Annotated in this window: 7 protein-coding genes; 4 read left to right on the top strand and 3 right to left on the bottom strand. The window is 73.0% G+C overall.

Translation table 11 applies throughout. From position 1 onward, the window contains the following. Positions 1–148: 148 nt before the first annotated feature. Complete coding sequence (locus ACFQ53_RS17555) at positions 149–742, bottom strand: hypothetical protein (protein WP_377862231.1); 594 nt, start codon at positions 740–742, stop codon at positions 149–151. Between the two features lie 298 nt (positions 743–1040). On the opposite strand from ACFQ53_RS17555, the gene ACFQ53_RS17550 reads away from it, so the two are divergent. From ACFQ53_RS17550 to ilvA, 3 genes are all read left to right on the top strand, one after another. After that, on the top strand, positions 1041–1523 hold the full coding sequence (locus tag ACFQ53_RS17550; RefSeq protein ID WP_152352076.1) for a CarD family transcriptional regulator: 483 nt from the start codon (positions 1041–1043) through the stop codon (positions 1521–1523). A gap of 287 nt (positions 1524–1810) precedes the next feature. Then, a complete protein-coding gene (locus tag ACFQ53_RS17545; RefSeq protein WP_377862227.1) occupies positions 1811–2173 on the top strand; it encodes a PTS lactose transporter subunit IIB in 363 nt (120 codons plus the stop codon). A gap of 182 nt (positions 2174–2355) precedes the next feature. Further along, positions 2356–3702, top strand: coding sequence for a threonine ammonia-lyase IlvA (gene ilvA, locus ACFQ53_RS17540; RefSeq protein WP_377862224.1), 1347 nt, complete (start codon positions 2356–2358; stop codon positions 3700–3702). A gap of 137 nt (positions 3703–3839) precedes the next feature. Here the strand turns inward: ilvA and galE are convergent, their stop codons facing one another. Both galE and ACFQ53_RS17530 read right to left on the bottom strand, forming a co-directional pair. Continuing rightward, positions 3840–4841 (bottom strand): UDP-glucose 4-epimerase GalE, encoded by a 1002-nt coding sequence (gene galE, locus ACFQ53_RS17535; protein WP_249480822.1) that lies wholly within the window; start codon positions 4839–4841, stop codon positions 3840–3842. 54 nt (positions 4842–4895) lie between these two features. Next, entirely contained in the window at positions 4896–6356 is a 1461-nt protein-coding gene (locus ACFQ53_RS17530) for a GuaB1 family IMP dehydrogenase-related protein (RefSeq protein WP_377862220.1), read from the bottom strand. 278 nt (positions 6357–6634) lie between these two features. Here ACFQ53_RS17530 and ACFQ53_RS17525 point away from each other — a divergent pair, with 278 nt between their 5' ends. Beyond that, positions 6635–9430, top strand: a complete 2796-nt coding sequence (locus ACFQ53_RS17525) for an LCP family protein (RefSeq protein WP_377862217.1) — start codon at positions 6635–6637, stop codon at positions 9428–9430. Positions 9431–9482 lie beyond the last annotated feature (52 nt).

Raw genomic sequence — 9482 nt, 5'->3', positions numbered from 1 at the left:
GGGGGGGCGGGGTAAACTTGTTGCCGGCCCCGGCGGGCTCCCCCCGGCCCCCCTCTGCGCCCCCCCCCCCCAATTGGAGGGGGGCCCCCCCCGGGGGGGGGCCCCCCCGATCCATCTGTCTGCCGGGTGGCGCGGCGCGCGGGCCGGGTCAGCCCTCGCCGGAGCCCGAGCCGCCGTCCGAGGAGCCACCGTCGGACGAGCCGCCGTCGGACGCCGAGCTGCCGGAGCTCTTGTAGTACGCGAGGCTCGTGTCGGTGACCGGCATCGTCTCGGTGCGCTTCTGGCCGTCGACGCTCATCGTCAGCTCCATGGTCTTGCCCGCGGCGACGGGGAAGTCGTCCACGCCCACCTCTGCGGGCGAGGACTCCTCGGGGTCCTGATCCTTGTGGAGGCTCTTGGGCTCGATCTGGACCGTGGTGTTCGCGGCGACCTTCACGCGCTGCGAGAAGACGACCGCGCCCTCGTAGGTGCCCTCGAGCGTCACGGTCGCGTCCTCGTCGGTGTAGTTGACGACCGAGGCGAGGAGCTCGCCGCGCTGGGAGTCGTCCACGATGACGATCGCGTTGCGCACGCCGAAGGTGAAGTTCTTCGAGGAGTCCTGGAGGCTGACGTTGGTGCCGTCGGCCGCCTGGTAGAAGTCGTGCGTCTGCACCGGGTTCATGTAGCTGCAGCCGGTCGCGCCGACGGACAGCGCCACGGCGGCGACGGTGAGGGCGAGGCGGGTGCGACGCAGGGACTTCACGGGGACTCCTGTTCATGTCCGTCCGGAGGGGCGACCGGACGGGAAAAGGGATCGGGGACGCCGCGCCGGAGGGCGACGCCGTACCGGTCCAGGGTAGCGCACCTCGGGCCTGTCACCGGGCACGACGAGCCCCGCGGGCGCGTGATCCCGGGCATGCGGGAGGCACCCCGGTCCGCGGGCTCGGCCGACACCTCGAGCTGCGTCTCGCACCCGCTCCGACCTGCGCTTCCGTCGAGCGGCGGCGAATTGTATCAGACGCTCCCGTGATAGACTCATAGGCAGGAAAGGGGCCATACACATGAACTTTGCCGTCGGCGAGACCGTCGTCTACCCGCACCACGGAGCAGCGCTGATCGAGGAGGTCAAGAGCCGCACCATCAAGGGCGAGGAGCGCACCTATCTCAAGCTGAAGGTGGCCCAGGGGGATCTCACCATCGAGGTGCCGGCCGACAACGTCGACCTGGTCGGCGTGCGCGACGTGGTGGACAAGGAGGGACTCGAGGAGGTCTTCGACGTGCTGCGCCAGCCGTACACGGAGGAGCCCACCAACTGGTCCCGCCGCTACAAGGCGAACGTCGAGAAGCTCGCCTCGGGGGATGTCAAGAAGGTCGCCGAGGTCGTGCGCGACCTCTGGCGTCGCGATCAGGACCGCGGCCTCTCGGCCGGGGAGAAGCGGATGCTCGCCAAGGCGCGGCAGATCCTGGTCTCCGAGCTCGCGCTCGCGGAGAAGACCGACGAGACCAAGGCCGAGTCGATCCTCGACGAGGTCCTCGCCTCCTGATCGATCGTTGATCGACCGACCGTCGCGCCCTGCGGGGCGGGAGGTCATCGCCGCGGCCCCGGACGGATCCCGTCCGGGGCCGCGGCGCATCCTGCGTCCGCGAGGTCCGGGCCCGGCCACGACCCGAGCCCGTGCCGGGACGAGGGATCCGGGACGGCGGGCGGGTCCACCCCTCGGACCCTCTGGTCGTCGGGCCTCGCGCGTGCCAGGATGGTGACCTGCGCCACACGGCGCGGGGTCCGGCGCCGTCCGGACCGCGGGCCCGGGTCCGGAGGAAGGGAGCGTCCGTGCGCACCATCGCAGTCGTCAGCGGTTCCGGCGTCACCGCCTCCGCACATCTGGCCCGCCAGGTCCGCGAGCACCTCGCGCACCGGGGCATCCAGGCGCACGTCCTGCCCACCACGGTGATGGACATGCTCTCCCAGGACTTCCACGCCGACCTCATCATCGCGACCGTCGAGATCCCGCAGAGCCTGCGCATCCCCGTGGTCTCCGGGATGCCGCTGCTGCTGGAGACGGACCCCCAGGTGGTCTTCGACGACGTCGAGCGCCTGCTCGCGCGCCCCTCCCCCGTGCGCCCGGCCCGCCATCGCCCGCCGGGGCGCCCTGCGCCCGGTCGCCCCGGGGCTCCCCAGCGCCGCACCCCGTGACCGCCTGACGACCGGGAGTGCACCCTCGCGCAGATCTGCGTACTGTCCGTGCAGGGGCAAGGATCCTTGTCGTCCCGAGCCCGATCCGCCGGCGCGCCGCACCCCGCGCGCCCCGTGCGGGCGGCAGCACGACGACTCCGACCCCTCCCGCCCGTCCGTCGTCGACCCCTTCCGGAGACCCCATGTCCGCCACTGACACGCCCCAGCCCGTCCTCGCTGCCGAGGACGTCGAGTCCGCCGCCGCGCGCCTGGACGGCATCGTGCGCCGCACCCCCGTGCACCTGAGCGAGCGGCTGAGCGCGATCGCGGGCGTACCGGTCTGGCTCAAGCGGGAGGACCTCCAGGTGGTGCGCTCCTACAAGCTGCGCGGCGCCTACCTGTTCATGGACTCCCTGGACGGCCCGTCCCGCACCGCGGGCGTGGTCGCCGCGAGCGCCGGCAACCACGCCCAGGGCGTCGCGTACGCGTGCCAGGCCCTCGGCATCGACGGCCGCATCTACGTCCCCGGCACCACGCCCCGTCAGAAGCGAGACCGCATCACGACGCTCGGAGGCGACCGGGTCGAGCTGATCCTCATCGGCGACACCTTCGACGACGCCGCCGAGGCCGCGGCCGACGACGCCCGGCGCACGGGCGCCACCATGGTCCCGCCCTTCGACCACCCCCAGATCATGGCGGGCCAGGGCACCGTCGCCCTCGAGGCGCTCACCGACATCCGCGAGAACCACGGCCAGGACATCTCCACCGTCGTGCTGCCCGTGGGCGGCGGCGGGCTGCTGGGCGGGTGCGGCACCTGGCTGCGGGAGCGCGAGCCCTCGGTGCGCGTGGTCGCGGTCGAGCCCGCGGGCGCGGTCTCGATGGCGGCGGCCCTGCGCCATGGCGGTCCCGTGACCCTGCACGATCTGGACCGCTTCGTCGACGGCGCGGCCGTGCGCCGCGTGGGCGCGGAGACCCTGCGCGCGGCCCAGGCCATCGGGCCGGACCTCGTCGCGGTGGACGAGGGCGCCGTGTGCACCGAGATGCTCGCGCTCTACCAGACCGACGGGATCATCGCCGAGCCCGCGGGCGCGCTGGCCGCGGCGGCCGTGGCGACGGGCCTCGTACGGCCCGACGGCGCCGACGAGGCCGAGGCGATCGGCACCGAGGCGCACGACGCCCCGAGCGCGCAGGGGGAAACGGGCGACGGCATCCTGGTCGTCGTCTCCGGAGGGAACAACGACGTCTCGCGCTACAACGAGGTCGTCGAGCGCTCCCTCGTCCACGAGGGCCTCAAGCACTACTTCCTGGTCACCTTCGCGCAGGAGCCGGGAGCGCTGCGGCGCTTCCTGGACCAGGTCCTCGGGCAGGACGACGACATCGTCCTGTTCGACTACATCAAGCGCAACAACCGGGAGGAGGGGCCCGCGCTCGTCGGGATCGAGCTCGGCGCGAAGGAGAACTTCGAGCCCCTGCTGTCGCGTATGGCCGCCTCGAACATGCAGATCGAGCGCATCGACCCCGACGACCCGATCTACCGCTACCTCACCTGAGGCGCGGCGCCTCAGGCGCGGCACCTGAGGCACGACCGGCCGCGCACGTCGGAGGCCGCATCCCCGGAGCGGGGATGCGGCCTCGTTCGTCTGCGTGAGCGCCGGGCCCGGTCCTGCCGAGCTCAGTGCTCCCGGGCTCAGCCCTCCGAGGAGGACCCGGCGGCGTCCGCGCCGTTCGCGGCGTCGCGGGCCTCGACGGCCGAGCGCACGATGTCCTCGAGCGACTTCTCGCTCTTCCAGCTGAGCGTCTCGCGGATGCGGTCGGTCGAGCAGATGAGGCGCGCCGGATCGCCGGGGCGGCGCTCGCCGAGGCGCGGCTCGATCTCGATGCCCTTGACCTTCGCGATCGCGTCGATCACCTCGAGGACGCTCGAGCCCGTGCCGGTGCCGACGTTGAACACGTGGTGCGGACGGTCGTCGCCGCGGAGGTAGTCGAGCGCGGCGACGTGTGCCTCGGCGAGGTCCAGGACGTGCACGTAGTCGCGGATGCAGGTGCCGTCGGGGGTGTCGTAGTCGTCGCCGAACACCGTCGGCACGTCCCCGCGGTCCAGAGCGTCCAGGATGATCGGCACCAGGTTCATCACCAGGGTGTCCGCGAGCTCGGGCCAGCCGGCGCCCGCGACGTTGAAGTAGCGCAGGGCGACGGTGCGCATGTCGTGGGCGCGCTCGGCGTCGGCCAGCATCCACTCCCCCACGTACTTCGTGGCGCCGTAGGGGTTGATGGGCCGCGGCTCGAGGTCCTCGGTCACGGAGTAGACGTCGGGCATGCCGTAGACGGCCGCGGAGGAGGAGAACACGACGTCGCGCACCTTGGCCTTCGCGCAGGCGGCGAGCACGTTGGCGAGACCGCCCACGTTGTCGTGCCAGTACATCTCCGGGTTCGCGACGGACTCGCCGACCTGCTTGTGGGCGGCGAAGTGGATCACGGAGTCCGCGCCGGAGCTGGTGAGGTGGAAGGCGAGGCGGTCCACGGCGTCCTTGCTCGTCACGTCGAGCTCGACGAGGTCGGCGCCCTCCGTGCGCGAGCGGAAGCCCGTGGAGAGGTCGTCGACCACGACCACCTGCTCGCCCTTCTCCAGCAGGAGTCGCACCACGTGCGACCCGATGTACCCGGCACCACCGATCACGAGAGTCGTCATGCCCCGAGCGTAACCGGTGGTCCTGCGCACGGACGACGGCGGCGCGCGCCGAGGTCAGCTCCAGGACTGGGCGAGCGGCTTGCCCTCGGCGTAGCCGCTCGCGCTCTGCAGGCCGACGACGGCCCGCTCGCGGAACGCCTCGAGGTCGCCCGCGCCCGCGTAGGTGCACGAGGAGCGCACGCCCGCGGTGATCTCGTCGAGCAGGTCCTCGACGCTTCCCGCACCGTCGGCCAGGTACATCCGGGAGGAGGAGATGCCCTCCTCGAACAGGGATTTCCGGGCGCGCGCGAAGGCGTCCTCGGCCGCCGTGCGCGAGCTGACGGCGCGCTTGGAGGCCATGCCGAAGCTCTCCTTGTACGCGCGGCCCCGCTCGTCGACGTGGAGATCGCCGGGCGATTCGAAGGTGCCGGCGAACCACGAGCCGACCATCACGTTGGACGCGCCCGCGGCGAGCGCGAGGGCGACGTCGCGCGGGTGGCGCACCCCGCCGTCGGCCCAGATCCGCGCGCCGAGCTCGCGGGCGGCGCTCGCGCACTCGAGGACCGCGGAGAACTGCGGGCGGCCGACGCCCGTCATCATCCGGGTCGTGCACATGGCGCCCGGACCGACGCCCACCTTGACGATGTCGGCGCCGGCCTCGATCAGGTCCCGCGTGGCCTCGGCGGTGACGACGTTGCCGGCGACGATGCGCACGCTCGTGGACTCCTGCGGCCCGACGGCCTCGCGGGCGGCGCGCAGCGCCTCGAGCATGCGGTCCTGGTGGCCGTGCGCCGTGTCCAGGACGAGCACGTCGGCCCCGGCGTCGACGAGCGCGCGGGCGCGGGCGGCGACGTCGGCGTTGATGCCGATCGCGACGGCGATCCGCAGGCGCCCCCCGGCGTCGAGGGCGGGCGTGTAGATGGTCGAGCGCAGCACGCCGCGCGCGGTGAGCACGCCGCGCAGGGAGCCGTCGTCCTCGAGCACGAGGGCGGCCTCGTGGTGGGTCGCGGCGATGCGCGCATGCAGGGGCGCGGGCTCGCCGGCGGCCTCCCGTGCGCTCAGGCGCAGCACGTCGGTGCTGACCACGTCGCCCACGGCGGTGAAGGCATCGCGGCCGGAGAGCTCCTCGGCCGAGACGACGCCGACCGGGAGTCCGTCGGCCCCCACGACCACGACGATGCCGTGGGCGCGCTTGGGCATGAGGGCGCGCGCCTGGCCGATGGTCCCGTGCGCCTCGAGGGTGAGCGCGTGGTCGACGAGGGGATCGCGGCGCTTCACGCTGCGCACGATGTCCTCGACGCGCTCGGCGGGCAGATCCTGCGGGAGCACGGCGAGCCCGCCGCGACGGGCCATCGTCTCGGCCATGCGGCGCCCCGAGACGGCGGTCATGTTCGCGGCGACCAGCGGGATGGTCGTGCCCGTGCCGTCGTCCGAGCCCAGATCCACCTCGAACCTCGACCCGATCGACGAGAGGGAGGGCAGGAAGAAGCAGTCGTCGTAGGTGAGATCGGTCTGCGGGGTGTGGATGAGGCGCATGACGCCAGGATACGGACCGAGCGCACGACGGGAGGGGCTGCGAGGTGAGACCTGCCACGCCGAGGCGCATGCCCGCGGACCCTCCCCACGGGCACGCACGAAGCCCCTCGGACACGCCGCTCCGGCACCCCCACGAGGGGGATATGATCCGATTCCTCCCGTTTCTCGGCGGGCTCGCGGGGGTCCCGGGGCCCCGACGCAGCACCTGCGTCCTTTCTTCACACGCCCGGCACGGGCGGAGGAACAAGCCCGGAGGGGACATCCGTAGGATGTGCGCCATGACGGACCAGACACCTGGTCGCCGTTCGCGTCGCCCTCATGTGGGTCGGCGCGCTGACGAGCAGACCGACAGCGGCCCCGCCCAGACCTCGGGCGCGGGCCGGGATCGTGAGCGCTCCGGCGGCTTCGACGCGAGCACAGCACGCCGCTGGATCGGCCCCTCCTCCGCCGGATCGGCCGCCTCCGCGGGATCTGCTGCCTCTGCGGGATCCGCCGGATCCGCAGCGTCCGCGGCCTCGGCGAACACGGGCCCTGCCCCTGAGCCCTCCCCGTCGCGTGCACCCTCGCCCTCTGCCCCTGCCCCGTCGCCCGGCGCCGCGCCCACTCCGGTGAGCGCCGCCTCGGCCGACGAGTCCGCGCCCCGTCCCCGCGGTCGCCGCGCCGGTCCCCCGCGGGACGAGCGCACCGAGATGGCGGCCGCCTCCTCCGCGCCGGTCGACGACTCCACGCGTCCTCGCGCGCGCCGCGCCCGGCGCGAGTCGGACGAGGACATGGACGCGTGGTCGGCGGCGGACAGCCATGTGGTCTCGCGCCGCGAGCACCCCGCTGAGTCCGCGGAGTCCGCGGAGTCGGCACAGTCCCGAGATCGTTCGCGCGGGGGCTCCGAGGAGCCTCCCACCACCGTCCTCGAGCCCATGGAGCCGCCGCGCACCTCGGTGCGACTGGGAGCGAGCTCCTCGGTGACCGCGCTGGGACCGCGTGACGCCGAGGAGGAGTCGGCCGCGCCGGTCCCCGCGGACCGCGCCGAGCAGGCGGACGACGCCGGCTCCGCCTCGAGCCCCGTCGGCTCCGCGTCGAGTCCCGTCGGCTCCGCGTCGAGTCCCGTCGCCTCCACCGCGAGCCCTGCTGCCCGGCAGAGCCCGGCCCGACAGAGCCCGGCTCCGCAGAGCCCCGCCAGCGCCTCCTCCGCGGAGTCCCCGAACGCGGCCGGCCAGGACGAACACGACGACGCGCGCGGCGGTTCCCGCGCCGCCTCCGGTGCCGCCGTCGGCGCGGCCGCCGCCGCGACGGGCGTGGCCGCGGCGCGCACCCACGGCGACGCCGGTTCCCGCGTGCCCTCGAGCGACTCCGCGCACGGGAGCACCGGTGCCGGCGGAGGTGCCGGTTCCGGCGGAGGCTCCGGCTCGGGCACTCCGCCGCCGGACGGCCCCGATCTGCCCGACGACGGCCGCGACAGCGGTTCGGGCGACGGGCAGGGCCCGCGCACCCGGGATCGCCGCACCGGCTCGCTCCCCCGCGCGGCCGGCTGGACGGTGCTGACCTCGTTCATCCCCGGCACCGGACTGCTCGCGACCCCGCTGCGCAGGCTGGGCTGGGTGCTGCTGGGGATCGTCGTGCTCGCGGCGGTCGTCGCGGGCGTTTGGGCCGCGACCGGCGATCCTCTGCTCACCCTGCTCAAGCTGCTGAGCAGCCGCAAGGTGCTCATCGGCCTGATGATCGCGATCGGCGTCGTGGCCCTGGTGTGGATCCTCCAGGTGATCCTCTCGAATCTCGCGCACAACACCCGAGAGCGCCTGCACGGCCGACGCCGCGTGGTCTCCCTGATCGTCGCCCTCGTCATGGTCATCGGCGTCGCGATCCCCTTCGCCCGCGCCGAGCAGTACGTGTACGCCGCGCAGGGCCTGCTGGGCAACCAGAGCGTGTTCCGCTCGGGAGGGGGCTCGGGCAAGCTCAGCTCGAGCGATCCCTGGAAGAACACCGAGCGCGTGAACATCATGCTGCTCGGCCAGGACGCCGGGGCCGATCGCACCGGCACTCGCCCGGACACGATCATGGTCGCCTCGATCGACACCAAGACCGGCCGCACGGCGCTCTTCTCCATCCCCCGCAACCTGCAGTACGTGCGCTTCCCCGAGGGCACCGTGGCGCAGAAGAAGTTCCCCGAGGGCTTCGACGCGTTCGGCAAGGGCCAGAACCTCATCAACGCGGTCTGGACCTGGGCCAACGACAACAAGGACCTGTTCCCGAACGACGACGACCCGGGCCTCACCGCGACCGAGTGGGCCGTGCAGGAGACGCTGGGCCTGGACATCGACTACTACGCGATGGTCAACCTCCAGGGCTTCTCCGACCTCGTCGATGCCATCGGCGGCGTGGATCTGAACGTCGAGCGGAAGATCCCGATCGGCGGCGGCACCAACCAGGCCACCGGTGGCAAGTACCCGATCACCGGGTACATCGACCCGGGCCAGCAGAAGCTCGACGGCGACAAGGCGCTCTGGTACGCGAGGTCCCGCGAGGGCTCGACGGACTTCAACCGCGTCTGCCGCCAGCAGCGCATGGTCCGCGCCGTGTCCGAGCAGGCGAACCCCACCAAGCTCGCCCTGAACTTCACGAAGCTCGTGGGCGTCGCCGGCTCGAACATCGAGACCGACGTCCCCAGCGACGACCTCGATGCCTTCGTGGACCTCGGCTGGAGGGTCAAGGACTCCGGGTTCTCCTCGTACCCGATCGTGCCCGGCGTGGACCTGCCGGACCGGCGCCACGACAGCTACTTCGAGGGCGGCCACCCCGATTGGGACTACCTGCACAAGTGGGTGAAGGAGTCGATCGAGGACTCGATGGCGTCGGAGACGACGTCCGTCTCCGGCGGGGACAAGAGCTCCTCGAAGGACGAGGACTCGAAGAAGTCCACGGCGCCCGAGACGACGACGGAGGCGCCGACCACCGAGGCCGAGTCCTCGGAGGCCTCCTCCGGCGACGCCTCGAAGGAGGCCGAGAAGCAGGCCGACGCCGACCCGTTGGCGGCCTGCATGCCCGGCACCCAGGACCCGGACGCCCAGGCCGGCGACTGAGCCGCTCCCGCAGCGACCATCGCATGACGACGGCGCCGTCCCCGTCCGGGGG

The sequence above is a fragment of the Brachybacterium sp. NPDC056505 genome, from assembly GCF_042794925.1.
Lineage (GTDB): Bacteria > Actinomycetota > Actinomycetes > Actinomycetales > Dermabacteraceae > Brachybacterium > Brachybacterium kimchii.
The sequence above is the reverse complement of the archived record's forward strand: the minus strand, read 5'-3'. Positions and strand labels throughout refer to the sequence as shown.

Excerpts from the sequence above, each read along its gene's own strand:
- ACFQ53_RS17550 (WP_152352076.1), top strand. The coding sequence starts at position 1,041 with ATGAACTTTGCCGTCGGCGAGACCGTCGTCTACCCGCACCACGGAGCA.
- ilvA (WP_377862224.1), top strand. The coding sequence starts at position 2,356 with ATGTCCGCCACTGACACGCCCCAGCCCGTCCTCGCTGCCGAGGACGTC.
- galE (WP_249480822.1), bottom strand. The coding sequence starts at position 4,841 with ATGACGACTCTCGTGATCGGTGGTGCCGGGTACATCGGGTCGCACGTG.
- ACFQ53_RS17530 (WP_377862220.1), bottom strand. The coding sequence starts at position 6,356 with ATGCGCCTCATCCACACCCCGCAGACCGATCTCACCTACGACGACTGC.
- ACFQ53_RS17525 (WP_377862217.1), top strand. The coding sequence starts at position 6,635 with ATGACGGACCAGACACCTGGTCGCCGTTCGCGTCGCCCTCATGTGGGT.